The organism is Streptomyces sp. NPDC091292, from assembly GCF_044757265.1.
In the GTDB taxonomy this organism is placed as follows: Bacteria; Actinomycetota; Actinomycetes; order Streptomycetales; family Streptomycetaceae; genus Streptomyces.
Map to the genome: position 1 here is coordinate 1,280,378 of NZ_JBIVUQ010000001.1, position 25,908 is coordinate 1,306,285.

26 protein-coding genes and 1 riboswitch are annotated in these 25,908 nt (G+C 71.7%); of the genes, 16 read left to right on the top strand and 10 right to left on the bottom strand.

What is annotated here, in order from left to right:
* The first annotated feature begins 69 nt into the window (after positions 1-69).
* The 4 genes from ACIQNU_RS06285 to ACIQNU_RS06300 all read left to right on the top strand — a co-directional run bounded on the left by ACIQNU_RS06285 (position 70) and on the right by ACIQNU_RS06300 (position 3,725).
* On the top strand, positions 70-1,305 hold the full coding sequence (locus tag ACIQNU_RS06285) for an ArsA family ATPase (protein WP_401361447.1): 1,236 nt from the start codon (positions 70-72) through the stop codon (positions 1,303-1,305).
* 68 nt (positions 1,306-1,373) lie between these two features.
* The gene (locus ACIQNU_RS06290; protein WP_401361449.1) at positions 1,374-1,913 is read left to right on the top strand and encodes a DUF5304 domain-containing protein; all 540 of its coding nucleotides are present in this window, start codon (positions 1,374-1,376) and stop codon (positions 1,911-1,913) included.
* Positions 1,914-1,967: 54 nt separating this feature from the next.
* On the top strand, positions 1,968-2,909 hold the full coding sequence (locus ACIQNU_RS06295) for an ROK family glucokinase (protein WP_401361451.1): 942 nt from the start codon (positions 1,968-1,970) through the stop codon (positions 2,907-2,909).
* Positions 2,910-2,984: 75 nt separating this feature from the next.
* The gene (locus tag ACIQNU_RS06300) at positions 2,985-3,725 is read left to right on the top strand and encodes an endonuclease/exonuclease/phosphatase family protein (protein ID WP_401361453.1); all 741 of its coding nucleotides are present in this window, start codon (positions 2,985-2,987) and stop codon (positions 3,723-3,725) included.
* A gap of 67 nt (positions 3,726-3,792) precedes the next feature.
* Here the strand turns inward: ACIQNU_RS06300 and ACIQNU_RS06305 are convergent, their stop codons facing one another.
* Positions 3,793-4,491: a hypothetical protein gene (locus tag ACIQNU_RS06305; protein ID WP_401361455.1), complete on the bottom strand. Its 699-nt coding sequence runs from the start codon at positions 4,489-4,491 to the stop codon at positions 3,793-3,795.
* Positions 4,484-5,263, bottom strand: a complete 780-nt coding sequence (locus ACIQNU_RS06310; RefSeq protein WP_401361457.1) for an alpha/beta hydrolase — start codon at positions 5,261-5,263, stop codon at positions 4,484-4,486. Before ACIQNU_RS06310 ends, ACIQNU_RS06305 begins: the two co-directional genes overlap by 8 nt.
* A gap of 293 nt (positions 5,264-5,556) precedes the next feature.
* Between ACIQNU_RS06310 and ACIQNU_RS06315 the strand changes: the two genes are divergently transcribed.
* The 5 genes from ACIQNU_RS06315 to ACIQNU_RS06335 all read left to right on the top strand — a co-directional run bounded on the left by ACIQNU_RS06315 (position 5,557) and on the right by ACIQNU_RS06335 (position 10,718).
* Positions 5,557-6,339 carry a lysophospholipid acyltransferase family protein gene (locus ACIQNU_RS06315; protein ID WP_401361458.1) on the top strand — a complete coding sequence of 261 codons (783 nt, stop codon included), beginning with the start codon at positions 5,557-5,559 and terminating at the stop codon, positions 6,337-6,339.
* A gap of 59 nt (positions 6,340-6,398) precedes the next feature.
* Positions 6,399-7,610 (top strand): MacS family sensor histidine kinase, encoded by a 1,212-nt coding sequence (macS, locus tag ACIQNU_RS06320; RefSeq protein ID WP_401361460.1) that lies wholly within the window; start codon positions 6,399-6,401, stop codon positions 7,608-7,610.
* Positions 7,611-7,671: 61 nt separating this feature from the next.
* Positions 7,672-8,361 (top strand): response regulator, encoded by a 690-nt coding sequence (locus ACIQNU_RS06325; RefSeq protein WP_401361462.1) that lies wholly within the window; start codon positions 7,672-7,674, stop codon positions 8,359-8,361.
* Positions 8,362-8,566: 205 nt separating this feature from the next.
* Positions 8,567-9,595 carry a 6-phosphofructokinase gene (locus tag ACIQNU_RS06330; RefSeq protein ID WP_401361464.1) on the top strand — a complete coding sequence of 343 codons (1,029 nt, stop codon included), beginning with the start codon at positions 8,567-8,569 and terminating at the stop codon, positions 9,593-9,595.
* 118 nt (positions 9,596-9,713) lie between these two features.
* Positions 9,714-10,718, top strand: coding sequence for a 2-hydroxyacid dehydrogenase (locus ACIQNU_RS06335; protein WP_401361466.1), 1,005 nt, complete (start codon positions 9,714-9,716; stop codon positions 10,716-10,718).
* On the opposite strand, the gene ACIQNU_RS06340 is transcribed toward ACIQNU_RS06335, so the two are convergent.
* Both ACIQNU_RS06340 and ACIQNU_RS06345 read right to left on the bottom strand, forming a co-directional pair.
* Complete coding sequence (locus ACIQNU_RS06340) at positions 10,661-12,580, bottom strand: anthranilate synthase family protein (RefSeq protein WP_401362488.1); 1,920 nt, start codon at positions 12,578-12,580, stop codon at positions 10,661-10,663. The genes ACIQNU_RS06335 and ACIQNU_RS06340 overlap by 58 nt on opposite strands.
* A gap of 132 nt (positions 12,581-12,712) precedes the next feature.
* On the bottom strand, positions 12,713-12,844 hold the full coding sequence (locus ACIQNU_RS06345) for a trp operon leader peptide (RefSeq protein ID WP_401361468.1): 132 nt from the start codon (positions 12,842-12,844) through the stop codon (positions 12,713-12,715).
* 60 nt (positions 12,845-12,904) lie between these two features.
* Between ACIQNU_RS06345 and ACIQNU_RS06350 the strand changes: the two genes are divergently transcribed.
* Both ACIQNU_RS06350 and ACIQNU_RS06355 read left to right on the top strand, forming a co-directional pair.
* Positions 12,905-14,257, top strand: a complete 1,353-nt coding sequence (locus ACIQNU_RS06350) for a class II 3-deoxy-7-phosphoheptulonate synthase (protein WP_401361470.1) — start codon at positions 12,905-12,907, stop codon at positions 14,255-14,257.
* Between the two features lie 163 nt (positions 14,258-14,420).
* Positions 14,421-14,660, top strand: coding sequence for a bacterioferritin-associated ferredoxin (locus ACIQNU_RS06355; RefSeq protein WP_401361472.1), 240 nt, complete (start codon positions 14,421-14,423; stop codon positions 14,658-14,660).
* A 48-nt stretch (positions 14,661-14,708) separates the two neighbouring features.
* Here the strand turns inward: ACIQNU_RS06355 and bfr are convergent, their stop codons facing one another.
* Positions 14,709-15,188, bottom strand: a complete 480-nt coding sequence (bfr, locus tag ACIQNU_RS06360; protein ID WP_401361474.1) for a bacterioferritin — start codon at positions 15,186-15,188, stop codon at positions 14,709-14,711.
* A 256-nt stretch (positions 15,189-15,444) separates the two neighbouring features.
* Between bfr and ACIQNU_RS06365 the strand changes: the two genes are divergently transcribed.
* Entirely contained in the window at positions 15,445-16,077 is a 633-nt protein-coding gene (locus ACIQNU_RS06365) for a sulfite oxidase-like oxidoreductase (RefSeq protein WP_401361476.1), read from the top strand.
* Between the two features lie 12 nt (positions 16,078-16,089).
* Here the strand turns inward: ACIQNU_RS06365 and ACIQNU_RS06370 are convergent, their stop codons facing one another.
* The 5 genes from ACIQNU_RS06370 to thiO form a co-directional block, all read right to left on the bottom strand.
* Positions 16,090-16,962 carry a deoxyribonuclease IV gene (locus ACIQNU_RS06370; protein ID WP_401361478.1) on the bottom strand — a complete coding sequence of 291 codons (873 nt, stop codon included), beginning with the start codon at positions 16,960-16,962 and terminating at the stop codon, positions 16,090-16,092.
* Between the two features lie 28 nt (positions 16,963-16,990).
* Positions 16,991-18,922, bottom strand: a complete 1,932-nt coding sequence (pknB, locus tag ACIQNU_RS06375) for a Stk1 family PASTA domain-containing Ser/Thr kinase (protein ID WP_401361479.1) — start codon at positions 18,920-18,922, stop codon at positions 16,991-16,993.
* 89 nt (positions 18,923-19,011) lie between these two features.
* A complete protein-coding gene (locus tag ACIQNU_RS06380; protein WP_401361481.1) occupies positions 19,012-19,806 on the bottom strand; it encodes a thiazole synthase in 795 nt (264 codons plus the stop codon).
* Positions 19,807-19,811: 5 nt separating this feature from the next.
* Positions 19,812-20,066: a sulfur carrier protein ThiS gene (gene thiS / locus ACIQNU_RS06385; protein ID WP_401361483.1), complete on the bottom strand. Its 255-nt coding sequence runs from the start codon at positions 20,064-20,066 to the stop codon at positions 19,812-19,814.
* The gene (thiO, locus tag ACIQNU_RS06390) at positions 20,063-21,331 is read right to left on the bottom strand and encodes a glycine oxidase ThiO (RefSeq protein ID WP_401361485.1); all 1,269 of its coding nucleotides are present in this window, start codon (positions 21,329-21,331) and stop codon (positions 20,063-20,065) included. The genes thiS and thiO overlap by 4 nt, the downstream gene beginning before the upstream one ends.
* Positions 21,329-21,441, bottom strand: a riboswitch (TPP riboswitch). Its footprint overlaps the gene before it by 3 nt.
* 82 nt (positions 21,442-21,523) lie before the next feature.
* On the opposite strand from thiO, the gene ACIQNU_RS06395 reads away from it, so the two are divergent.
* The 4 genes from ACIQNU_RS06395 (at position 21,524) to metF (ending at position 25,902) form a co-directional block, all read left to right on the top strand.
* The gene (locus ACIQNU_RS06395) at positions 21,524-22,768 is read left to right on the top strand and encodes an NAD(P)/FAD-dependent oxidoreductase (RefSeq protein ID WP_401361487.1); all 1,245 of its coding nucleotides are present in this window, start codon (positions 21,524-21,526) and stop codon (positions 22,766-22,768) included.
* A 971-nt stretch (positions 22,769-23,739) separates the two neighbouring features.
* Positions 23,740-24,105: an Rv2175c family DNA-binding protein gene (locus ACIQNU_RS06400; protein WP_401361489.1), complete on the top strand. Its 366-nt coding sequence runs from the start codon at positions 23,740-23,742 to the stop codon at positions 24,103-24,105.
* 116 nt (positions 24,106-24,221) lie between these two features.
* On the top strand, positions 24,222-24,860 hold the full coding sequence (gene thiE / locus ACIQNU_RS06405) for a thiamine phosphate synthase (RefSeq protein WP_401361491.1): 639 nt from the start codon (positions 24,222-24,224) through the stop codon (positions 24,858-24,860).
* A 121-nt stretch (positions 24,861-24,981) separates the two neighbouring features.
* Positions 24,982-25,902, top strand: a complete 921-nt coding sequence (gene metF, locus ACIQNU_RS06410) for a methylenetetrahydrofolate reductase [NAD(P)H] (RefSeq protein WP_401361493.1) — start codon at positions 24,982-24,984, stop codon at positions 25,900-25,902.
* Positions 25,903-25,908: the final 6 nt, after the last annotated feature.

Below are 25,908 nucleotides of genomic sequence, written 5' to 3' on the forward strand. Positions count from 1 at the left end.
AGCGAAGCCGAGACTGGGGGAGGGTGGGCACAACGCCAAGTACCGCCCGCCTCAAAGGGACCGTAAGCAATGCGCACCATCTTCGTCACAGGTCAAAGCGGCACCGGAAAGACCACGGCGGCGGCAGCCACCGCACTGGGAACAGCCCGGCAGGGCAACCGCACCCTGATCCTCGGCTCCGACCCCACGGACACCCTCGGCACCGCGCTCGGCACCCCCACCGGCGCCACCCCCGTGACCGTCGAACCCGGCCTCACCGCGGTCCGCCCCGACCCCTCCGCCGCACTCCGCCACGGCCTCGTCAGCCTTCAGGACCGTCTCGCGCCTGCCCTCGGCCTGCTCGGCGCCGCCCGCCTTGACGACGAGGAACTCACCCTGCTCCCCGGCGGCGCGGAGTTCGCCCTGCTCGGCGCCCTGTCCACGGCCGCGTACGGCCCGTACGACGTCGTGGTCGTCGACCTCCCCCCGCTTCCGGCCGCCCTGCCTCTGCTCGCGCTGCCCGAGCAACTCCGCCGCTATCTGCGCCGGCTCCTGCCGCCCGAACGGCAGGCGGCCCGCGCCCTGCGGCCCCTGCTCGGCCGCCTCGCCGGGGTCCCGATGCCGTCGGCCGGTCTGTACGAGACCGCCGAGGGCTGGGACGTCGCCCTGGCCGCCGTCCAGGCCGTGGTCGAGGACCCGGAGACCACGGTCCGGCTGGTCGCCGAACCGGGCCCCGCCGCGAGCGACCTGCTGCGGACCACCGCCGCCGGGCTCGCCCTGCACGGCCTGCGGGTCGACGCGCTCCTCGCGAACCGCGTCCTGCCGGACGACACCGCCGACACCTGGCTCGCCGGACTCGTGGCCCAGCAGCGCAAGACGCTCAAGGAGTGGGCGTCCGCCGGGGATGGGGTCGGTGGGGCCGATGGGGCCGGTGGGGCCGGCGGGACCGGCGGGGCGCATTCGGTGTACGAGATTCCGCACCTGGGACGTGAACCGCGCGGCACCGACGACCTCGCCGCCCTCCGCGTACCCCTGATCTCCGCGCCACGGCACCGCGTCACCTGGCCGCTCACCGACCACAGCTCCGAGGAGGGCGGCGGCCACGGTGGCCTCTACGTGTGGCACATCCCGCTGCCCGGCGCGGTACGCGACACCCTCGATCTGGTGCGGCGGGGGGACGAACTCGTCGTCACCACGGGGCAGTTCCGCCGGGTCGTCGAGCTGCCGTCCGCGCTGCGCCGCTGCACGGTCGCCGGGGCCGGGCTGCGCGAGGGCGAGCTGCGCATCCGTTTCGTACCGGATCCGGAGCTGTGGCCTCGGGCATGAAACACCGGGCCGCGTTCGGGTACCGTCGAAGGTACGACCCGCCCGCCTGCCGCAGGAGTCTGACCGCCATGAGCGATGCCACCGAGCGCCCCGTTCCCGAATCCGGCGGAGACACACAGCCCGAGCAGCCCCAGCAGCCCGGAGCCTTCGACGCCGACGCGTGGTCCACGGCCTGCGCCGAGGACCTGGCCGCCGAGAAGGCCCGCCGCCGCACCCAGTACGGCTCGCAGCCCGGCTCGGCCGCCGAAGAGCTGCGCCGACTGGTCGACACCGTCGCCGAAAAGCTCTCCGGGCTCCAGTCGCCGCTCCTCGGCGGACTGGCCCAGGGCGCCGCGCAGCAGGCCGTCCAGCAGGTCGTGCAGCAGGCGAAGGCCGCCGTCGAACCGGTCATCGAGCGCAACCCCGACGTCTTCGACCACCTCGCCGCCGCGGGCTCCGAACTCCTCGCCGCCTACCGTTCCGCGGTCGAGGCGCAGGAGCGCCGCTGGACCCGAGGGTCCGGCGCCGCGCAGGACGGCCGGGACCCCAGCGACACCCGGGAGTCCCGCGACCCCCGCGATCCGCGCGACGAGGGCCCCGGTCCCGGGGAACACATCGACCTCGACTGATGCCCCCTCGGGTACGGTTGGCCGTAGCGGGGCTCGACCGAAACTGAGGGACACATGGGACTCACCATCGGCGTCGATATCGGCGGTACGAAGATCGCGGCCGGAGTGGTCGACGAAGAGGGCACGATCCTGGAGACACACACCGTGCCCACTCCGGCGACCGCCGAGGGCATCGTCGACGCGATCTGCGCTGCCGTCGCCGGCGCCGGCTCGGGGCACGACATCGAGGCCGTCGGCATCGGCGCCGCCGGTTATGTGGACGACAAACGCGCCACGGTGCTGTTCGCGCCCAACATCGACTGGCGCCACGAACCGCTGAAGGACAAGGTCGAGCAGCGGGTCGGCATGCCGGTCGTCGTGGAGAACGACGCCAACGCGGCGGCGTGGGGCGAGTACAAGTTCGGCGCGGGCCAGGGCCACGAGGACGTCATCTGCATCACGCTCGGCACCGGCCTGGGCGGCGGCATCATCATCGGCAACAAGCTGCGCCGCGGCCGGTTCGGCGTGGCCGCCGAGTTCGGCCACATCCGCGTCGTACCCGACGGACTCCTGTGCGGCTGCGGCAGCCAGGGCTGTTGGGAGCAGTACGCGTCGGGCCGCGCCCTCGTGCGGTACGCACGCCAGCGGGCCAACGCGACACCCGAGAACGCGACCGTGCTGCTCGGCCTCGGCGACGGCACGCCCGCCGGTATCGAGGGCAAGCACATCAGCCAGGCCGCTCGTCAGGGCGATCTCGTCGCGATCGACTCGTTCCGCGAACTGGCCCGCTGGGCCGGTGCCGGACTCGCCGATCTCGCCTCGCTGTTCGACCCGTCCGCGTTCATCGTCGGCGGGGGAGTGTCGGACGAGGGCGAGCTGGTGCTCGACCCGATCCGCAAGTCCTTCCGCCGCTGGCTCATCGGCGGCCAGTGGCGCCCCCACGCCCAGGTGCTCGCCGCCCAACTGGGCAACAAGGCCGGTCTGGTGGGCGCGGCCGACCTGGCCCGCCAGGGCTGACCCGTTCGACCTTCCGCCGCCCCGGCGCCGGGTGCCTTCACAGGTGCCGGTGCCGGGGCGGCGTACGTTGACCCCATGCTCCCCAACTCCTCGGCGGAACCCGATGGTTCGGCCGTAGTCCGCGTACTGTCGTACAACATCCGCTCCCTGAGGGACGACACCGAGGCGCTCGCCCGGGTGATCCGTGCCTGCGCCCCGGACCTGGTGCTGCTCCAGGAGGCTCCCCGGTTCTTCCGCTGGCGGAAGAAGCTGGCCCGCCTCGCCTCGGCCACGGACCTGGTCGTCCTCTCCGGCGGTGGCACCTCGGCGGGACCGGCGCTGCTGTGCTCGCTGCGCGCCACGGTCGAGCGGACCGAGGACGTACTGCTGCCCCTCACGCCCGGCGAGCACCGCCGCGGCTTCGCCACCGCCGTGGTCCGCTTCGGCCGGGCCCGGCTCGGCGTCGTGAGCTGCCATCTGTCCCTGCGGGCGGACGAGCGGTACGAGCAGGGCGGCATGCTCCTGGACCGGCTCGCGGGCTTGGGCGTGGACCATGCCGTCGCGGGCGGCGATCTCAACGAGCGCCCCCACGGCCATACGTTCCGCCGACTCGCTGCCGCGCTCCAGGACTGCTGGGCCACGAAGCCGTGGGGTACGGAACAGACCTTCAGCCCCGACGACCCCCGGCGGCGGATCGACGCGATCTTCGCGACGGCGGGTGTGGAGGTGCTGGGCTGCGGGGTGCCGACCGAGCAGCCGGGGGTCACCCGGGCAGATCTGAGGGCGGCGACCGACCATCTGCCGGTGCTCGCCGCCCTCAGAATCCCCGCGTCATAGCGTCATGGCGTCATAGCGTCATGGCGTCTACGGCGGCATGGCTCTCTTGGTGCCGCCGCGCCCCGGGTCACACCACCGCGCCGCGTCCCGGGTCGTCGTCCTCGTCGTCCGGGCGCATCCGCATCACCAGGGTGCCGAAGCCGCCGAGGAAGCCGCCGATGCCGACGGTGGCCAGCCACCACGTCATCTCCCAGCCGAGCAGCACCGCGAGCAGCAGCAGGACCGGCCCGCCGAGCACCGCGAGCCACGCGAACTTGGCCGTGACGTCGGCCGGGGGCAGCGGCGGCGGCTCGGGCGGTACGAAGTGCCCTTCGTCGTCGCTGTCGAAGTCGTCGTCGGAGGGTTCGGGCGCCGTGTAGTCACGCGGTCCCACGCCGGGGGCGAAGGCGACCGAGCTGCCGAGGGGCTTGCCGGGGCCGGAGGCGTCATCCGAGGAACCGGAACCCGAGCCGGGCCCGGAACCGGAGTCCGAGGCGGGGCCGGCGCTGGATTCGGCACCCGGTCCCGCGTCCTTCGACATGCCCTTCGCCGGTCTGTCGTCCCCCGTGCCGTTCGGCTCCGCCTCCAGGAGGGCCAGGTCCTCGATCGACTTGAACGGCTTGGCGCCCGGCGGGTCCGGGGGCTCCGTCCCGTACCCCGCGACGATCGCCTCCCAGGCCGCCGTCTCGTCGATGGGCACCGCTTCGCCGCCCGGGTCCTGGTCCCCGGGGACCGGGCGCTTGTCCGGGTCGCGGCTTTCGTCGCGGTCCGCGTCGTGCTCAGCCACCGGTGGCCGTCCCTTCCTTGCCGACACTGGGAGCGAGCCGGCCGATGAACGCGAGGCTCTCCTCGAAGATCCGGTCCGCGTCGTGGTCCAACGTCGCGACGTGGTAGCTCTGTTCCAGCAGGATCTCGGTGACGTCCGTGGACGACACGCGGCTCAGGATCCGGGCCGAGTCGGCGGGCGGCACCACATGGTCCACCACGCTGTGCAGCAGCAGCATCGGCTGCGTGACCTGCGGCAGCTCCGCGTCGACCACACCGAAGAGCTTGGACAGGGCATACGCGGCGTGCAGCGGCACCCGGTGATATCCGACCTCTTCGACGCCTTCCTTGGCGATGTCGCTGACCAGCCCCTTGATCGAGGGCACCAGATGCCGGGCGACGGGCAGTGCCTTCGCCGCGAGCCCGTGCATCTGGATCGCCGGGTTGACGACGACGACACCCCGGACCGCGTCTCCGTGCCGCGCGGCGAGCCGCAGGGTCAGTGCGCCGCCCATCGAGAGGCCGAAGACGAAGACCTGGTCGCAGCGCTCACGGAGGGCGCTCAGTTCGCGGTCCACCTCCGCGTACCAGTCCTGCCAGCCGGTGACCTGCATGTCCTCCCAGCGTGTGCCGTGTCCGGGCAGCAGCGGCAGTGAAACGGTCAGACCGTGCTCGGCGAGATGTTCCGCCCAGGGGCGGAGCGACTGCGGGGAACCGGTGAATCCGTGACAGAGGAGGACGCCGACCTCGCCGCCCTCGTGGCGGTACGGCTCGGCTCCAGGGAGGACCGGCACCTTCGGTCTCCTGTTCGTGTGAAGGGATCCGGGTGAAGGGATCCGTGTAAGGGATCGGGGGGTGTGCGGGTGATCGGGGCGTGTGCGGGTGATCGGGACGTGCGCGTGTGAAGGGAGCGGCTGACGTGGTCGCACGGCACGCGAGGGGCGTTCGGGATGCGCCGCGGCGAAGCGGCGTACTTCACCGTACGCGACCGCACTGACACCGACCAGGGTCGTCGGGCCCCGCACGCGCCCTGCGGGTTAAGGTCTGACCGACAGACACAGGAGGCAGTCGGTTGATCTACGGCGCAATGAAGTTTTCCATCGGAGGGCCGCTGAAGCTCGCCTTCAGGCCCTGGGTGGAAGGCCTGGAGAACATCCCCGCCGAGGGTCCCGCCATCCTGGCGAGCAACCATCTGTCGTTCTCCGACTCCTTCTTCCTGCCCGCGGTGCTCGACCGCAAAGTGACGTTCATCGCGAAGGCCGAGTACTTCACCACGCCTGGCATCAAGGGCCGCATGACGGCCGCCTTCTTCAAGGGCGTCGGACAGTTGCCCGTCGACCGCTCCGGCGCGCGCGGCGCGGGCGAGGCCGCCGTCAAGAGCGGTGTCGACGTCCTCGAGCGCGGGGAGCTGTTCGGCATCTACCCGGAGGGCACCCGCTCGCCCGACGGCCGTCTCTACCGTGGCAAACCGGGTGGCCTCGCGCGCGTGGCGCTCGCCTCGGGCGCGCCGGTGATCCCGGTCGCGATGATCGACACCGAGAAGATCCAGCCGCCGGGCAAGGTGATGCCGAAGCTGATGCGCCCCGGCATCCGGATCGGGAAGCCGCTCGACTTCGAGCGCTACCAGGGCATGGAGCACGACCGGTTCGTGTTGCGGGCCGTGACCGACGAGGTCATGTACGAAATCATGAAGCTCTCGGGTCAGGAGTACGTCGACATCTACGCGACCGCCGCCAAGCGGCAGATCGCGGAGGCCGCGAAGGCGGAGAAGGCCGCGAAGGCCCAGAAGACGGACCGGGCGGCGGCCGATCAGGCCGATCAGGCCGGTCAGAACGGTGACAGCGACGGGCAGGAGCGGCCCGGCCGCTGAGCGGCGGCGGGCCCGCCGGGCAGAGGGGCGTCCAGGAGGGCGCCCAAGGGGTGGGGGACATGGCCAGGCGTGAACGCGTCATGAAGATGTCGGTCGAGCAGCCGCTGTGGCGCGCGCTCACCGCGTACCGCGTCCTCACGATGGTGTACGCCATCGCCCTGTTCATCTCCGCGTACGACGAGTTCGAGCGCCCCTCGGTCGCCATCGCCTTCTACGCCGTCCTCGTCGTCTGGACCCTCACCACGCTCGGCAAGGTCGCGAGCGCCGCGCGCTGCACCAAGCGGTTCCTCGCCGCCGACCTGACCATCGCGCTGGCAGGCATCCTCCTCACCCCCGTCGCCGCCACCGGCGAACGCATCGCCTCCGGCGGTCCCACGCTCCCGTCGATATGGACGGCGGGCGCCGTCCTCGCGTACGCGCTGAAGGGCGGTTGGCGCTGGGCGGCCGGCGCGTCGGCGCTCGTCGGGGTCGCCAACATCGTGCAGCGCGGCGACATCACCCGGGACACCCTGCACAACGTCCTCCTCGTCTGGGTCGCGGCCATCGCCATCGGCTACGTCGTGGAGCTGGCCCGCGCCTCCGAACGCACCCTCGCGCGCGCCCTGGAGATCGAGGCCGCGACCCGGGAACGCGAGCGCCTCGCGCGCGACATCCACGACAGCGTCCTCCAGGTCCTCGCGATGGTGCAGCGGCGCGGCAGCGCGCTGGGCGGTGAGGCCGCCGAGCTGGGCCGGATGGCAGGCGAGCAGGAGGTCGCGCTGCGCACCCTCGTCGCCGGCGGCATGGTGCCCGCGTCGCGCGCGTCGGAGGACGCTTCGCAGGGCGCCCTGGTGCGGGCCGTCGAGGAACCCGACGGTGAGCAGGGCGACGGGCCGCGCGATCTGCGGTCGCTGCTCGCCCGGCACGCCGGATCCCGCGTAACCCTGTCGGAGCCGGGCGCTCCGGTGCTGCTCGGACCGGTCGCGGCGCGGGAGCTGGCCGCCGCTGTCAGTGCCGCCCTGGACAATGTCGACAGACACGCGGGTGCCGGTGCCAGGGCGTGGATCCTGGTCGAGGACGAGCCGGACGAGGTGATCGTGACCGTGCGGGACGACGGGCCGGGCATCCCCGAGGGGAGGCTCGCGCAGGCCGAGGGCGAGGGGCGCCTCGGTGTCGCCCTGTCGATCCGCGGCCGGCTGCGGGACATCGGCGGCACGGCCGAACTGCTGTCGGTACCGGGCCAGGGCACGGAAGTAGAGCTGAGAGTTCCACGGGGGAAGGCGGACCGATGACGGTGCGGCAGGGCGCAGGAGTGGGCCGGTACGAGAGCCGGAACGAGAAGGGGGCGGCGGGATGACCGTGAGCGAGCACCAGGAGCCGGGCGGGCCGATCAAGGTGATGGTGGTCGACGACCATCCGATGTGGCGGGACGCCGTCGCACGCGATCTCGCCGAGGCCGGGTTCGACGTGGTCGGCACCGCGGGCGACGGCGAGCAGGCGGTGCGCCGCGCGCCTGCCGCGGGACCCGACGTCCTCGTCCTCGACCTCAACCTGCCCGCCAAGCCGGGCGTCCAGGTCTGCAAGGAACTCGTCGGCGCCAACCCCGCGCTGCGCGTCCTGGTCCTGTCGGCGAGCGGGGAGCACGCGGACGTCCTGGAGGCGGTCAAGTCCGGCGCCACCGGCTATCTGCTGAAGTCGGCGTCCACCGAGGAGCTGATCGACGCCGTGCGCCGCACCGCCGTCGGCGACGCGGTGTTCACACCGGGCCTCGCCGGTCTCGTCCTCGGCGAGTACCGCAGGCTCGCGTCCGACCCCGCGCCATCGGCGCCCGACGAGCCCAAGGCGCCCCAGCTCACCGACCGTGAGACGGAGGTGCTGCGGCTGGTCGCCAAGGGCCTGAGCTACAAGCAGATCGCCGAGCGCCTGGTCATCTCGCACCGCACCGTGCAGAACCACGTCCAGAACACCCTGGGCAAACTCCAACTGCACAACCGCGTCGAGCTGGTGCGGTACGCGATAGAGCGCGGCCTCGACGACGCGTGACCGCCGCGTGACCGCCCCATGACCGCCGCCCCGGTCAGCGGTGTTGCCCGTCAGCCTTCCTTCGCCGACCCCTCCTTCGAGTGAACACCCAGTGATCAACTCCCCACAATCGCCCCGGAATTGACCATGCGACCCATCCCGGAGTGACGTGGATCACTACTAGCGTGGCCCCCATCGGCTCATCCCAGAGCGAAGGGACACTTCCATGCGCGTCGGAGTACTGACCGGAGGCGGCGACTGCCCCGGGCTCAACGCCGTCATCCGGGGCATCGTCCGCAAGGGCGTGCAGGAGTACGGCTATGACTTCGTCGGTTTCCGGGACGGTTGGCGGGGTCCCGTGGAGGGGGACAGCATTCCGCTCGCCATCCCCTCGGTGCGTGGCATCCTGCCGCGCGGCGGCACCATCCTCGGTTCCTCGCGCACCAACCCTTTCAAAGTGGAGAACGGCGTCCGCCGGATCAAGGAGAACCTCGCCAAGCAGGAGGTGGAAGCCCTCATCGCGATCGGCGGCGAGGACACCCTCGGCGTCGCCGCGCGCCTGTCCGACGAGTACGGAATTCCGTGCGTCGGCGTCCCCAAGACCATCGACAACGACCTGTCGGCCACCGACTACACCTTCGGCTTCGACACCGCCGTCGGCATCGCCACCGAGGCGATCGACCGGCTGCACACCACCGCCGAGTCGCACATGCGGGTCCTCGTCGTCGAGGTGATGGGCCGGCACGCCGGCTGGATCGCCCTGCACTCGGGCCTCGCCGGCGGAGCCAACGTCATCCTCATCCCCGAACAGCGCTTCGACGTCGACCAGGTCTGCGCCTGGGTGACGTCACGGTTCAAGGCCTCGTACGCCCCGATCGTGGTCGTCGCCGAAGGCGCGATGCCCAAGGACGGGGACGCGGTGCTCAAGGACGGCACCCTCGACTCCTTCGGGCATGTGCGGCTGTCGGGCGTCGGCGAGTGGCTGGCCAAGGAGATCGAGTCCCGTACGGGCAAGGAGGCCAGGACCACCGTCCTCGGGCACGTCCAGCGCGGCGGGACGCCGAGCGCGTTCGACCGCTGGCTCGCCACCCGCTTCGGGCTGCACGCGATCGACGCCGTACGGGACGGCGACTTCGGCAAGATGGTCGCCCTGCGCGGCACGGACATCGTCCGCGTCCCGATCGCGGAGGCCACGGCCAAGCTGAAGACGGTCGACCCGGAGCTGTACAAGGAGGTCGGCGTCTTCTTCGGCTGACCTGACGGCTCGGCCGGCCCACCGGCCGACCGACGCACCGGGCCCGTACCGCGCGGCCAGGTGGTCACCGCCCTATATTCGGCGGTGACCACCCCTCGCGGGAGTGACGGGAGCGCCCATGGAAATCCTGGCCTTCGGTGTGCAGTCCGACGAGCGGCCCCTCATCGAGCAGGCGTTCGCCGGCCACCACGAGGTGCGGTGTCTGGACGTCTTCCTCAACGAGGACACCGCCCCGATCGCGGCGGGCTACGAGACGATCTCCACCAGCGTCAACGCGGACCTCGGCCACCGGGTCCTCCAGACCCTCGCGGCCGGCGGCACCCAGATGATCGCCCAGCGCTCCACCGGCTTCAACAACATCGACCTCCCCGTCGCCGAACGCCTCGGCATGACCGTCGCCCGCGTCTCCTTCTACTCGCCGTACTCGGTCGCCGAGTTCGCCTGGACCCTGGGTATGGCCGTCAACCGCCGTATCGTCCGCGCCTCCAACCGCACCCGCGACTTCGACTTCCGCCTCGACGGGCTGATGGGCCGCGATCTGCACGGCCGCACCGCCGGAGTCGTCGGCACCGGCAAGATCGGCGAGGCGTTCACCCGGATCGCCCACGGCTTCGGGATGCGGCTGCTCGGCTGGGACATCGCCGAGAACCCGGCCTGCACCGCGCTCGGCATGGAGTACACCGGCAAGGACCGGCTGTTCGCCGAGTCCGACCTGATCAGCCTGCACGTCCCGCTGCTGCCGGACACCCACCACCTCGTGGACGCCGCCGCCCTCAAGGCGATGAAGGACGACGCCGTCCTCGTGAACTCCAGCAGGGGCGGCCTCATCGACACCCGGGCCCTCGTCGCCGAACTGCGCGAGGGCCGCTTCACGGGCGTCGGGCTCGATGTGTACGAGGCGGAGGCCGGGCTGTTCTTCCTCGACAAGTCCCTGGAGGCCGTCGAGGACGACACCCTGGCCCGCCTCGTCACCTTCCCGAACGTCGTCGTCACCTCGCACCAGGCGTACTACACCCGCGACGCCGTCCAGCAGATCATCGACACGACCCTGCACAACATCCTCGACTACCGCGCGGGCCGCCGCTCCGAGAACGTCCTCGTACCGGCCGCCCCCACCAGCTGACCGAGCAGTTCCCGCACGATCCCCGCCCCGCGCAGCGACAGCACCGACTCGGGGTGGAACTGCACGCCCGTGAACCCCGGTCCGCGCAGCGCGTGCACCTCGCCGGTGCGGGTGTCCCGGCTGACCTCGACCCCGTGCGCGGCCAGCTCCAGGGCCGTGTCGTCGTCGCAGCGCGCCACGAAACTGTTGTAGAAGCCGACGGTCTCCGTCCGCCCGAACAGCTCGATCCCGGTCTGCGCGCCCTGGTACGGCACCTCCTTGCGGACGAGGTCGAGCCCGAGTTCGGCCGCGATCAGCTCATGCCCCAGACACACGCCCAGGACCCCGTGCGCGTGCCCCCTGATCAGCTCGGCCGCCAGCGACCGCAGGAACCGCATCTTCGGGTCGGCCGTGTCCGTCGGATCGCCGGGCCCCGGGCCGATCACCACCGGGCCCGGGTGCCGGACGACCGCCGTGCGCAGCCCCTCCTCGTCGTACCGCCGTACCGTCACGTCGAGCCCCGACGAGCGCAGCACATGCGCGAGCATCGCCGTGAAGGTGTCCTCGCCGTCCACGACCAGCGCATGCCCCCGCAGCCCGTCCGTCCGCTCCTGCATCCGCAGCCAGAACGGCGCGAGCCCCGCCCGCCGCCCGTCCAGCGCGGCCCGCACCCGGGCATCGTCGGCCAGGACTGGGCGTACGTCCGCCGTGCCGGGCCGTGCGGGCAGCACCCCAAGGGCGGTCAGGACGCCCGCCGCCTTGGCGTGGGTCTCGGCGACCTCGCCGTGCGGGTCCGAGCCGCGCACCAGCGTCGCGCCGACCGGCACCCGCAGCCGCCCGGCCGCGTCGATGTCGGCGGTCCTGATCAGGATGGGGGAGTCCAGGGTCTGCGCGCCCCCGGCGTCCCGCCCGATCAGCGCCAGCGCGCCCGCGTAGTACGCGCGTGCCGCGCCGTCGGGTCCCAGGGGCTCGTACCGCTCGATGACCCGGCACGCGTTCTGCACCGGGGATCCGGTCACCGTCGCCGCGAACATGGTCTCCTTCAGCACCTCGCGCACATCCAGCGAGGAGCGGCCCCGCAACTCGTACTCCGTGTGCGCGAGATGGGCCATCTCCTTGAGCCGGGGACCGACGACGACCCCGCCCATGTCGCCGACGGTGCACATCATCTTCAGCTCCTCGTCGACGACCATCGACAGCTCCTCGATCTCCTTGCCGTCGGCGAGGAAACCGAGCAGCCCTTCGGCGGTCGGGCCGCCCGCCGGGTAGCGGTAGGTCCCGCTGATCGGGTTCATCACGACCGTGCCGCCGCTCATCCGCACATGCGCCTCCGGGCTCGCGCCGACCAGCGTCCGCTCCCCGGTGTGCACCACGAACGTCCAGTACGCGCCCTGCTCGCCCACCAGCAGCCGCCGGAACAGCGCCAGCGCGTCCGCCCGCCCGAACCCGGGGATCTCCCCCGTGTACGTCCGCCGGATCACGAAGTTGGCGCCCTCGCCCCGCCCGATCTCCTCGCGCAGCACCCGCCCGACGATCTCGGCGTACGCGTCGTCGGCCACGTCGAACCCGCCGCCCTCGACCCGCACCCCGTGCGCCGGCAACTGCGCCAGGGCGTCCGCGAGCGGCAGCTCGTACGTCTCGTCGGCGGTCAGGACGGCCAGCGGGGTGCCCTCGTCGCGGACGTCGAAGCCGCGCTCCCGGATCTGCCGGAACGGCACGAGAGCCAGCGACGGCCGGTCGCCCACCGGGATGTCCGCCAGCCGCTCGACATTCCGCACCGGCCCGAGCAGCACCTCCACAGTGTCGTGGTCATGGCCGGGCGTACGGCGGCGCAGCAGCGCGAACGGGGGGCAGTCGGCGTCGAGCAGGCGGCGCAGATCCATGGGGGCCATGGGTTCGTTCCTTCCGGTTGGGTCCGTACGCGCATCGCGTACGGGTGGATCGGAGGAGGAACGGCCCCGGAAACGGAAGAAGGCCGCCCCTCGGGCGGCCTTCGCGTGATCGGGTACGCGCAGTCAGTGGGCCGCCGGATGAGCGGTCCACCACCAGTTCTGAACGGAGCTGGGGAGCGAGTGCGCGAACATGTCACGCACCCTACCCGACGTCCGCCGCCCGACCACGCGACGCCCGGCCCGTCCCACGGACATCTTGTCTCACAACGTGAGCGCTGGGGTGGACGCCCGACACGACCCCGTAATGTGGGCGAGGTGACCGTGAACGCTAAGCCCAGCGCGAGCGCTGGCAACACCTGGCGGAACCTGCCCGCGGCGCAGCAGCCCGAGTACCCCGATGCCGAGGCTCTGCGCGATGTGATCGCCGAGCTCGAAAGCTATCCCCCGCTCGTCTTCGCCGGGGAGTGCGACCAGCTGCGTGCCCGGATGGGAGCCGTTGCCAGGGGCGAGGCGTTCCTGCTCCAGGGCGGGGACTGCGCGGAGTCCTTCGACGGTGTCGGCGCCGACCAGATCCGCGCCAAGCTGAAGACCCTCCTCCAGATGGGCGCCGTCCTCACGTACGCCGCGTCCGTGCCCGTCGTGAAGGTGGGCCGGATCGCCGGGCAGTACTCGAAGCCGCGGTCCAAGCCGACCGAGACCCGCGACGGCACCACGCTGCCGACCTACCGCGGCGACTCCGTCAACGGCTTCGCCTTCACCGAGGCGGAGCGCGTCCCGGACCCCGAGCGCCTGAAGCGGATGTACCACGCGTCCGCCTCCACGCTGAACCTGGTGCGCGCCTTCACCACGGGCGGATACGCGGATCTGCGCCAGGTGCACGCCTGGAACCAGGACTTCGTGAAGTCGTCCCCGTCCGGCCAGCGGTACGAGCAGCTGGCCCGCGAGATCGACAACGCCCTGAACTTCATGCGGGCCTGCGGCACGGACCCGGAGGAGTTCAAGACCGTCGAGTTCTTCGCCTCGCACGAGGCGCTGCTCCTCGACTACGAGTCCGCGCTGACCCGCGTCGACTCCCGCACGGGCCATCTGTACGACGTCTCCGGGCACATGGTGTGGATCGGTGAACGGACCCGGCAGCTCGACGGCGCGCACATCGAGTTCGCGTCGAAGATCCGCAACCCGATCGGCATCAAGCTCGGCCCGACGACGACGGTGGACGAGGCGCTCACGTACATCGACCGCCTCGACCCGGACCGCGAGCCCGGCCGGCTGACCTTCATCGTCCGCATGGGCGCCGACAAGGTCCGCGACAAGCTCCCCGAGCTGGTCGAGAAGGTCACGGCCTCCGGCGCGACCGTCGCGTGGGTGACGGACCCGATGCACGGCAACACCTTCGAGGCCGCGTCCGGCCACAAGACCCGCCGCTTCGACGACGTACTGGACGAGGTCAAGGGCTTCTTCGAGGTCCACAAGGCCCTCGGCACCCACCCCGGCGGCATCCACGTCGAGCTGACCGGCGACGACGTCACGGAGTGCGTGGGCGGCGGCGACGAGATCTTCGTCGACGATCTCCACCAGCGCTACGAGACGGCGTGCGACCCCCGGCTCAACCGCAGCCAGTCCCTGGACCTCGCGTTCCTGGTCGCGGAGATGTACCGGGACCAGTGACACCGGCGCACAGACGCGGGTGGGGCGCGGATCGATGTGATCCGCGCCCCACCTGCGTCAAGGGGACTTTTGCCCACCCCGGACGGCGGGTAAGGTTAGGTTAGCCTCACCGACTCTTCGGGGCGGCCCCTGATCAGCGATCCCGCCCGGGAGGTGAACCCGCGTGTACGTCTGCAACTGCTTCGGAGTCACCGAGGCGCAGGTGAAGCGGCATGCGGAGTCGGGTGCCTGCACCCCGCGCCAGATCGCTTCGGCCTGCAAAGCGGGCACGGACTGCGGTTCGTGCGTACGCCGCATTCAGGCGCTGCTCGGCCGTGGCGCGTGCCCCAGCCGGGTGGCCGCCGACGAGGGGCGCCCGGCGTTCGCGGAGCTGTCCGCCTCGGAGCCCGCCGAAGCCGCCTGAACGTTCCGCCGGCGCGGTCGGCCGTCCGGGTGGGCCGTCGACCCCGGCTCAGCTGTCCGGCTGCTCGATGACCTGGGCGATGTAGAGCGCTTCGCCGAGCTTCTCGACCAGTTCCAGTTGGGTGTCGAGATAGTCGATGTGGTGCTCCTCGTCCTTGAGGATGTCCTCGAAGATCTTGGCCGATGTGATGTCCGCCTTGGCCCGCATCACCTCGATCCCCCGCTTCAGCCGGTCGATGGCCTCGACCTCGATCTGCCGGTCCGCCTGGAACATCTCAGTGACCGTCTGCCCGACCCGGACATGGAAGAGCCGCTGATAGTTGGGCAGGCCCTCAAGGAACAGGATCCGGTCGGTCAGCACCTCCGCGTGCTTCATCTCGTCGAACGACTCGGCCCGGGTGTACTTGGCGAGCTTCGTCCAGCCGAAGTTCTCCTGCATCTTCGCGTGCAGGAAGTACTGGTTGATCGCCGTCAGCTCGGCGGTGAGCTGCTCATTGAGGAATTCGATGACCTCGGGGTCGCCCTGCATCGCAGAGGCTCCTTCCGGACGGGGACGGGGGTCGGGGGCAGGTGGGCGCATCCTCGCATCGGCACCGGGGGCCGTCCAGTAAGTGCATGCTTAGTAGGAGTTGCCCGAATCGAAGCCGGAGTGAGGGCGGAGTGAGGGCGGAGCGAGGCGGTGGTGCGGACGGGTCGAGGCTGTGGTGCGGGCGGGGCCGGGTGGTGCCCGGTGGGCCGGACCGGGCTGGTCACGGCCACTGTCGTGGGTCTGTCAGGATGGAGACATGGGTCATCCGGTGGGGCGCGAATCTGGACAGGCAGGGGCGTCGGAGCTTCCACCGGGACAGCGGCTCCAGCGCGGCTGGCCCGTGACGCACTACGGCCCGGTGCCCAAGTTCCGGCCCGAGCGATGGGAGTTCAGGGTCTTCGGTGCGACGGCCGACGGCGACAAGCACTGCTGGAACCACGACGAGTTCTCGGCCCTGCCGTACGCCACGGTGGTGGCCGATCTGCACTGCGTCACCAAATTCAGCATGCTCGGCGCCGAGTGGGGCGGTGTCCTGGCCCGCACGGTCCTGGAACTCGCGCCCCCCGCGCCGAGCGTCACCCATGTGATGGTCTGGGCCGAGTACGGCTTCAGTTCGAATCTGCGGCTCGACGACTTCCTGACCGAGCGGACGATGTTCGCCACCCACAAGGACGGCGAGCTGCTCACCGCCGAGCACGGCTTCCCGCTCCGCCTCGTGGTGCCCCATCTGTACGCCTGGAAGGGCCCGAAGTGGGTCCGGGGTATCGAGTACATGACCGCCGACCGCCGGGGTTTCTGGGAGGAGCGGGGCTACCACAACATCGGTGACCCCTGGCGCGAGCAGCGCTACTCCTATCAGGAGGAGCCAGGGGACGGCCCCGAGCTGTGATGCCGTATACCTCTATGGGGTACCCCGGAGCTTCTTGAGGAGCGCCACGTCCGTCGCGTGGCCCTCCTTGCCCCCGGGCGTCTCGACGATCAGGGGCACGCCCTCGGTCGCCGGATGCCGCATCAGGGCCCGGAACGGCTCCTCGCCGATCTGCCCGGCGCCGATGTTCGCGTGCCGGTCCTTGTGGGCGCCCACCACGTCCTGCGAGTCATTGGCGTGGATCAGCCGCAGCCGCCCCTCGCCGACCGTGTCCACCAGCAGATCGAGCGTCTGCGCCATGCCGTCAGGGCCGGTCAGGTCGTGCCCCGCGGCGAAGATGTGGCAGGTGTCCAGGCAGATGCCCAGCTTCGGATGGGCGTCCAGCGCGTCGAAGTACGGCCCGAAGTCCCAGGTGCGTGAGCAGAGCGAGGCGCCCTGACCCGCCGTCGACTCCAGGAGCAGATACGGGTCGTCGTCGTGCGTCAGCTCGTCAAGCAGCGGCAGCATCCGCTCCCGTACCTGCGCCAGGGCCACCGCGCGCGGCCTGCCGCCGGTCGCGGAGCCCGTGTGCACGACGACGCCCAGTGCGCCGATCACGCGGGCCCGGCGCAGTGAGTGCCGCAGCGACTCCACGGACAGGTCGACGGTCGCCTCGGTGTGCGAGCCGAAATTGATCAGATACGGCGCGTGGACGTACACGGGGATGTTCTCGGCGGCGCAGGTCGCGCGGAACTCCTCGTCCTGCCGGGGGTTGCCCGCGGGGGTCGCCCACCCGCGCGGATTGGCGACGAAGACCTGAATGGTCTCGTCGCCCATCTCGCGCGCGTAGCCGATGCCGACCTTCGCGAGGCCGCCCGCCACGGGGACATGGCCGCCGACGGGGTTACGGGACTGGGTGCTGGTCACACGTTTCAGGGTGTCACGCGCGCGTACCTCAGCGGATCGTGAGGGTGATGGTGGAGTTCTTGGGCGCCTCGTCGCCGCCCTCCACGGACTGGCTCTTCACGGTGTCGCCGAACAGCCCCAGCAGCCCGCGGTCCTCGCTGACCTTGAAGCCCGCGCTCTCCAGCGTCCGCTTGGCGTCGTCCACGTTCTGTCCCACGACGTCCGGGACCTCGACCATCTCGGGCCCCTTGGAGACCGTCAGCGTGATCGTGTCGCCCTCGGCGGCCTGGCTGTCGGCGCCGGGGGACTGCCGGGCGACCTCGCCCGCGTCGAACTCCGACGTGACCTGCTCGGTGGCGATCTCCACCTTGAGGCCCGCGTCCGTCAGCTCCTCGGTCGCGTCGTCCACGGACTCGCCCGTCACATCGGGGACGTCCACGGGGGCGCCTTTGCTGACGGTGATGGCCACGGCCGAGCCGGCCCTGCGGGACTCCCGGGCCGCCGGGTCCGTACGGATCACGGCGCCCTGGTCGATCGCGTCGCTGAACTCCTGCGTGACCATGCCCGGTTCGAGTCCGGCGTCCTTGAGCCGGGTCCGCGCGCCGGCCAGCGGCAGGCCCTCGACATCGGGCACCTTCACCGTCTCGGGGCCCAGCGAGAGCGTCAGCCCGACCTTGCCGTTGTCGCGGATACGGGTCCCCGCCGCGGGGTCGGTGGCGACGACGGTGCCCTTCGGATCGGTGTCGCTGTACGCGCGCTTGACCTCACCCACGTCGAGACCGGCGTCCGCGAGCCGCTTCCTGGCGTCCGCCTCGGACTGCGTGAGCAGCGCCGGGACCTTCGTGAACTGGCCCGAGTTGATGTACCAGACACCGGCGCCCAGACCGAGCACCAGGAGCACGGCGACCACGGCCGCGAGCGGGCCGCGCCGGGAGCGCCGGTAGCGGGGCGCGGGACCGGACGGCGGCGGCATCTCCAGGCGGCTGGTGCGGTGGAATCCGTCCGCGTCGTCGTCCTCGTTCACCGGCAACGGCATCTGAAACGCCAACGCGCGCGGGATGACGCTCGTACGGTCGTCGGAGATGTCCCGCCCGTCCTCGGCCCGCGCCCGGGGCGGCACCGCGTCCAACTGCGCGTCGGTGAGCCCGGCCCGCGCCTCACGGGTCCGCGCCAGCAGGGCCACCGCGTCGTGCGGCCGGACCTCGGGGGTACGGGCGGTCGCCGCCGCGACCAGGTCGTCCAGCTCGTACGGCAGCCCCGGCACGGTGGCCGACGGCGGCGGTACGTCCTCGTTGAGGTGCTGGTAGAGCACCTGCGCGGGGGAGTCGCCGGAGCGCGGTTTGGCGCCCGTCAGCATCTCGTAGAGGACCACCCCGCACGCGTACACGTCGACACGGGGGTCCGCGGTGCCGTGCTCGATCTGTTCCGGGGCGAGATAGGAGACGGTGCCGAGGACGGCGCCGGTCGTGTTCGTCACGGTGTCCACGGCCCGTACGAGACCGAAGTCCGCGACCTTGACCCGGCCGTCGTCCCCTATGAGGACGTTCTCCGGCTTCATGTCCCGGTGCACGAACCCCGCCCGGTGCGCGGCGCCGAGCGCGGCCAGGACCGGTTCCAGGATGTCGAGGGCCGCCCTCGGCCGCAGCGCCCCGCGCTCGCGCAGCACGTCCCGCAGGGTGCACCCGGCGACGTACTCCATGGCCAGGTACACGTACGCCCCGTCGGCGCCCTGGTCGTAGACACCGACCACATTGGGGTGCGACAGCCGCGCCACCGACTTGGCCTCACGGATGAACCGCTCGACGAACGAGACGTCGGCGGCCAGCGTGGGGTGCATCACCTTGAGCGCGAGCACACGGTCGAGGCGGGTGTCCATGGCCCGGTAGACCGTGGCCATCCCGCCGACCGCGATACGTGCGTCGACGCGGTACCGGCCGTCGAGCACCTGCCCGACAAGCGGGTCCTGAAGGGTCGTGTCCACGCCCGCGAGTCTACGAGGCGCCGCGCTCGGCCTGACCGGACAGTGGCGGGACGGGTCCACGACTGAAGCACACCTGTGACGCCTGCGACCTAGAAGGCCGGGCGCTCCGGGTCGAGGGAGGCCAGGCCCTCCGTGGGAGAGCTGGCGGTGCCGTACAGGCGCCGGGGAATCCGCCCTGCCCGGGAGGCGAGCCGGCCCGCTTCGACGGCCTTCCGCATCGCCTCCGCCATGAACACCGGCACCTGAGCCCGCGTAACGGCCGACGCGAGCATCACCCCGGCACACCCCAACTCCATCGCGAGCGCCGCGTCGGACGCCGTCCCGGCCCCCGCGTCCAGAATCACCGGCACCCCGGCCCGCTCCACGATCAACTGGAAATTGTGCGGATTCCGGATCCCGAGCCCGGACCCGATGGGCGACCCCAGCGGCATCACGGCCGCACACCCCACGTCCTCCAGTTTCCGCGCCAGCACGGGATCGTCATTGGTGTACGGCAGCACGGTGAACCCGTCGTCGACCAGGGTCTCGGCCGCGTCGAGAAGCTCCACCGGATCGGGCAGCAGCGTGTGCTCGTCGGCGATCACCTCCAGCTTCACCAGCTCCGTACCGAGCGCCTCGCGCGCGAGGCGTGCCGTCAGCACGGCCTCACCGGCGGTGAAACAGCCCGCCGTGTTGGGCAGCACCTGGATCCCGAGCCGTTCGAGCACGGAGAGCACCGAGCCCTGGGTGCCCGGGTCGACGCGGCGCATCGCCACCGTCGTCAGCTCCGTGCCGGACGCGATCAGGGACCGCTCCAGGACGTCGAGGCTGGGCGCACCGCCCGTACCCATGATCAGCCGGGACGTGAAGGACGTACCGCCGATGACAAGCGGATCGTCGGCCATGGCGGTCAGCCTCCCTGGACGGCGGTGAGGACTTCCACGCGGTCGCCGTCGGCGAGCGTGGTGGCGGACCACCGCGCGCGGGGGACAACGGTTTCGTTGAGGGCCGCGGCGACACCGGACGGTGCCGGGGCGACCGTCGCGACGAGCACGTCGAGGGTGGTGCCGGCCGGCACGTCACGCGCCTCGCCGTTGACGGAGACGGAGACGGAGGCGGAGGCGGGGAGCGAGGGGGAGGTCGACGGTGGTACCGACGCGGTCATACGGGCAGCTCCACGGGTACGGGCGCGCTGGCGCCGAAGCGTTGGGGTGCGAAGGGCCTTGCCTCGGCCGGGAGTTCACCGGTGACAAGGGCCTCGGCGACGATGTCGCCGGTGACGGGCGTCAGCAGGACGCCGTTGCGGAAATGGCCGGTGGCCAGGTGCAGGCCCGGCAGATCGGTCGGGCCGAGCAGGGGCGCGTTGTCCGGTGAGCAGGGGCGCAGGCCCGCGCGGGTCTCGGTCAGCGGCAGTTCGGTGATGCCGGGCACCAGTTCGTGCGCGTCCCGCAGCAGCTCGTACACACCGCCCGCGGTGACCGTGGTGTCCCAGCCCAGCTCCTCGCTGGTGGCGCCGACGACCAGTTCGCCGTTCTCGCGCGGTACGAGGTAGACGTGGCTGCCCCGGACGACGGCCCGTACGGTCCGGCTCAGGAACGGCGCGTACCGGCGCGGCACGGTGAGCCGGAGCACCTGGCCCTTCACGGGGCGCACCGGCGGCAGGACGGCGGCGGGTACGCCCGCGAGCCGGCCGCTGAGGCTGCCCGCCGCGAGGACCACCTGATCCGCGGTGAGCCGGGAGCCGTCGGCCAGGACGGTTCCGGCGGCCCGGTCCCGTACCACTGAGAGCCGTCGGGCCCACTGACGGCGGAAGACCACCCCGGCGCGCTCGCAGGCCGTCAGAAGGGCCGTGGCGAGCCGTCTCGGGTCGATCTGGTGGTCACCGTCGACCCGCAGGCCGCCGCGTACGCCCGGCGCGAGCATCGGCTCAAGCCGCCGGCACTCGCGCCCGGACAGCCACTCCGACTCCAGGCCGCAGCGCCTCTGGAGGGCGTGCAGCTCCCGGAGGTGGGCGCGGTCGTCGGCGTCGAGCGCGACGGCGAGGGTGCCGCAGACGCGGTGGCCGAGGTCGAGTCCGGTCGCCTCGGTGAGTTCGGCGACGAACTCCGGATAGCGGCGCGCCGATGCGAGGTTGAGGCCGAGCAGGGTCTCCTCGCCGTAGTGCAGTTCGGTGACGGCGGCGAGCATTCCGGCCGCGACCTGGGCGGCGCCACCACCGGGTTCGGGGTCCACGACCGCCGTACGGAGTCCGCGCTGGGCGGCCCGCCAGGCGCTCACGAGCCCGATGATGCCGCCCCCGACGACCAGTACGTCCGAGGCGTTTCCGTCGCTGGTGTTCTCGGTGCTGCTCTCGGTGCTGCTCTCGGTGCTGTTCTCTATGGGGTTCGAGTTGCTTGAGGTGTCGCTTGGGGTGTCGGAGGTACGCGACATGGGCGTCCAGCCCCTCCCTTCGCCGGCATGACCCGGATCAGGTTCGTACGGTCGGAGGCCGCCCAGCCTCCCTCTCAGCCCGGTCCGTCCGGGCTCCCGCGAGTGCTACATGGCCACCCTAGCCCGTGGTGTGCAAGAGGTCACGGGCCCGACCACCTGACTGACTGAACGTCAGTTGTTTATGGTGATCGCGTGAGCGAGCAGACGCAGGTGGACGACGGGACGGCGGGGCGCCCGCGCGTGGGTGGACGCGTCGTCATCGCGGGCGCGGGCATGGCCGGGGTGCAGACGGCGGTGGCGCTGCGCGAGCGGGGGTTCACCGGGAGCATCACGCTGATCGGCGCGGAGCCGCATCAGCCGTACGACCGGCCACCGCTGTCCAAGGCGGTCCTGCTCGGCAAGGCCGAGGGCTCCGCCTTCGACATCGACTTCGATGCGTTCGGCGTGGAGCTGCGGCTCGGCCTGGAGGTCACCGGGGTGCGCCCCGGGGACCACGAGCTGGACACCGAGTCGGGGCCCGTCCCGTACGACGTACTGGTCGTCGCGACCGGCGCCGAACCGATTCAGCTGCCCGGCGCCGAGGGGGTGCCCGGGGTGCATCTGCTGCGCACGCTGGACGACGCCGAGCGGCTGCGGCCCGTACTCGCCGCGCAGCACGACATCGTGGTCGTCGGCGCCGGCTGGATCGGCGCCGAGTTCGCCACCGCCGCGCGCGAGGCGGGGTGCGCGGTGACCGTGGTCGAGGCGGCCGGGCGCCCGCTCGCCGGGGCGCTGCCGGCGGAGGTGGCCGAGCCGATGACCGACTGGTACGCGGACGCCGGCGCCGAACTGCGCACCCACGCGCGCGTGGCGCGCATCGAGCCGGGGGCGGTCGTCCTGGACGACGGCACGGCGCTGCGCGCGGGCGCCGTCGTCGTGGGTATCGGGGCGCGGCCCGCCACGGGGTGGCTCGCCGGATCCGGGATCGCGCTCGGCGCGCAGCGGGAGGTCGTCGCGGACGACCGGCTGCGGACGTCGGTACCGGATGTGTACGCGGTCGGCGACTGCGCCTCGTTCCCCTCCGCGCGCTACGGCACGCGACTCCTCGTCCACCACTGGGACAACGCCCTCCAGGGCCCCCGCACGGTCGCCGCCGACATCATCGGCGAGACACGTGCCGTGTACGACCCGGTGCCGTACTTCTGGTCGGAGCAGTTCGGCCGTTTCGTGCAGTACGCCGGACATCACGGGGGCGCCGACACGACCGTATGGCGGGGCAGCCCCAGCGGCGCGGCATGGTCGGTCTGCTGGCTCCGTGACGACCGCCTGATCGCGGTCCTGGCGGTGGGCCGCCCCCGAGACCTGGCCCAGGGCCGAAAGCTGATCGAATCAGCGACGCTGATGAACACAGCCCTCCTCCCGGACGCGTCGCGCCCCTTGAAATCAGCGACGAGATAGCTCTGCTGAAGACCACCCACCCACCCATCCGCCCACCCATCCGCCCGCAGCGATGCCCGGTGCGCAGGTGTGAGTGCCGGGTGGACTGGCAAGGGTCCGGGTGCCGGCCGAAGCCTCCTTCCGCCACGACGCCGGAATGCCGTGCGCGGGCGGCGCGGAAGTCGACGCGACGGTTTGGTGCGGCCTCGGCTTGGCGTCACGGCCCCGCCGGAGGCGGGATGTCGTGTTCCGGTAGTGCCGGGCGGGCATGGCTGTGTGGTGCTGCGTCCGCCGAGAGGGCGGGCCGTGGAGCAGCGCAGCCCTACGGCGCCGGACCACCTTGGCGGCTCTGAGGTCGTTCCGGCGGTGGCCGGGCTCTGTCTCCGCCGCGGTAGCGGGGCACGGGTTGTCGTGGTGCGGCGGTGCCGGGCCGGTCCGGCTGATTGGTGTGGTCCCCGGCGGCGGTCGGGTTCTGTTTCCGCCGCGATGGTGGGAAGTGGGATGTGGCGTTCCGGCGGTGCCGAGTCGGCTGGCTGTTCGGTGCGGCCTGCCGGTGGCCGGGTTCTGTGTCCGTCGCGGCGGTGGCATTTCGGTGGTGCCGGGCTGGTAGGGCTGTTCGGTGTGGTCCCTGGGGGCAGCCGGGTTCTCTCTCAGTTGCGGTGGCGGGACTCGGGACATGGTGTCCGGCGGTGCCAAGCGTGCCCAAGCCGTTTGCCGTGGTCCCGGCGGCAGCCGGGTTGCGTTTCCGCCGCGATGGCGGGACGCGGATGTGGTGGTTCGGCAGTGCCGAGCCGGCCCGGCCGCCTGCTGCGACCCCGGCGGCAGCCGCGTTCTGTCTCCGCCGCCGCAGCGGGACGCGGTGCGCGGTGCAGCCAGGCGGTGCCCCACCCGTACGGAGGGCGGGTCGGTGGGGCCCATGCCAGGGTTCCCGTCACCCCGCCGGGACGGCGTCCGGCTTTCCGCTGTCAGAGCTAGATGGCAACCTTGGACACGTGACCGAGATTGACGCAAAGATCGATGCTCTCGTCCCCGCCTGGCTCACCCTCCCCGACATCGCCGAACAGGTCGGCGTCGAGGTGACGCGCGTCCGGCAGCTGGTCAAGGAGGGCCAGCTGATCGCGGTGCGCCGTGGCGAGAACAGGGCGCTGCACGTGCCCGCCGCCTTTATCGACGGCGACAAGGTCGTCAAGGGCCTCACCGGCACCCTGACGCTCCTGCGGGACGACGGCTTCAGCGACGAAGAGATGCTGGAGTGGCTCTTCACCCCCGACCCGACCCTGCCCGGCACCCCCGCGCAGGCGCTCAGCGAGAATCGTGGCACGGAGGTGAAGCGCCGCGCCCAGGCGCTCGCCGTCTGAGCAAACGCACAAACGCACAACCGTACGCGTACGGACCCCGGACCACGGCCCTCGCCGTCGTGGCCGGGTTCCGTACGCCACTGACACGCCGTACACCGCCCAGGGGGGACCTCGCCATGTCCAACCGTCTCGACGACGCCCGGCTCTATCTCTGCACGGACGCCCGAACGACCCGCGGCGACCTCCCGGAGTTCCTGGACGCCGTCCTGGCCCAGGGCGTCGACGTGGTGCAACTGCGCGACAAGGGCATGGAGGCGGCCGAGGAGCTGGAACACCTCCAGGTCGTCGCCGACGCCTGCCGGCGCCACGGCACCCTCCTCGCCGTCAACGACCGCGCGGACATCGCCCACGCCATCGGCGCCGACGTCCTCCACCTCGGCCAGGGCGACCTCCCCGTCCCGGCCGCCCGCGCGATCCTCGGCGACGACATCCTCATCGGCCGCTCCACCCACGCCCCCGCCGAAGCGGACGCCGCCGCGGCCCAGGACGGCATGGACTACTTCTGTACGGGCCCCTGCTGGCCCACCCCCACCAAGCCGGGCAGGCACGCCCCGGGCCTCGACCTCGTCCGCCACACGGCGTCCCTGGGCACCGACCGCCCCTGGTTCGCCATCGGCGGCATCGACCTCGGCAACCTCGACCAGGTGCTCGACGCGGGCGCCCGCCGGGTCGTCGTCGTACGGGCCATCACCGAGGCGGACGACCCGGGAGCCGCGGCGGCGGAGTTCGCCAAGCGCCTCCGGGCAGCCGGCTGACCTTCCCCCTCCGTCCGGCCCTCGCCGGCCGGGTGTCCGAGGCGTGGACAACAGTCCGGCATTCGCGACAAAAGCCATGCGCCCGGTTGGGGGACTCCCGTCACCTGGCTAACCTGCCGGTATGGCCTTCGGCACAGCTTCCACCAGGACGGATCGCGCACCCACGGTGCGCGACATGCTCGCGTCGGGCAAAACCACCTACTCCTTCGAGTTCTGGGCGCCCAAGACCCCGAAGGGCGAGCGCAACCTGTGGAACGCGCTGCGCAGGGTCGAGGCGGTCGCCCCGAGCTTCGTCTCCGTGACGTACGGCGCGGGCGGCTCCACGCGCGCGGGGACCGTGAAGGCCACCGAGCAGATCGTCGAGGACTCGACGCTGACGCCGGTCGCCCACCTCACCGCCGTGAACCACTCCCTCGCCGAGCTGCGCAACATCATCGGCCAGTACGCCGACGCCGGGATCCGCAACATGCTGGCTGTCCGCGGCGATCCGCCCGGCGACCCGATGGGCGACTGGATCGCGCACCCCGAGGGTTTGACGTACGCGGCCGAGCTGGTCCGGCTCATCAAGGAGTCCGGCGACTTCTGCGTCGGCGTCGCGGCCTTCCCCGAGACCCATCCGCGCTCGGCGGACGAGGAGTCCGACGTACGGCACTTCGTGGACAAGTGCCGCGCGGGCGCCGACTACGCGATCACGCAGATGTTCTTCCACCCCGAGTCATACCTCCGGCTCCGCGACCGCGTCACCGAAGCGGGCTGCGCGACCCCGATCATCCCCGAGGTCATGCCCGTCACCAGCGTGAAGCAGTTGGAACGGTTGGCGCAGCTCAGCAACGCCTCCTTCCCCGCCGCGCTGAAAGAGCGGATCCTCACGGCGCGGGACGATCCGGCCGCTGTACGCTCCATTGGCATCGAGTTCGCGACCGAGTTCTGCGCGAGGCTGCTGGACGAAGGTGTCCCCGGGTTGCACTTCATCACGCTCAACAACTCGACGGCGACACTGGAGATCTACGAAAATCTGGGGCTGCATCACCCGCAGGTCTAGACCGGC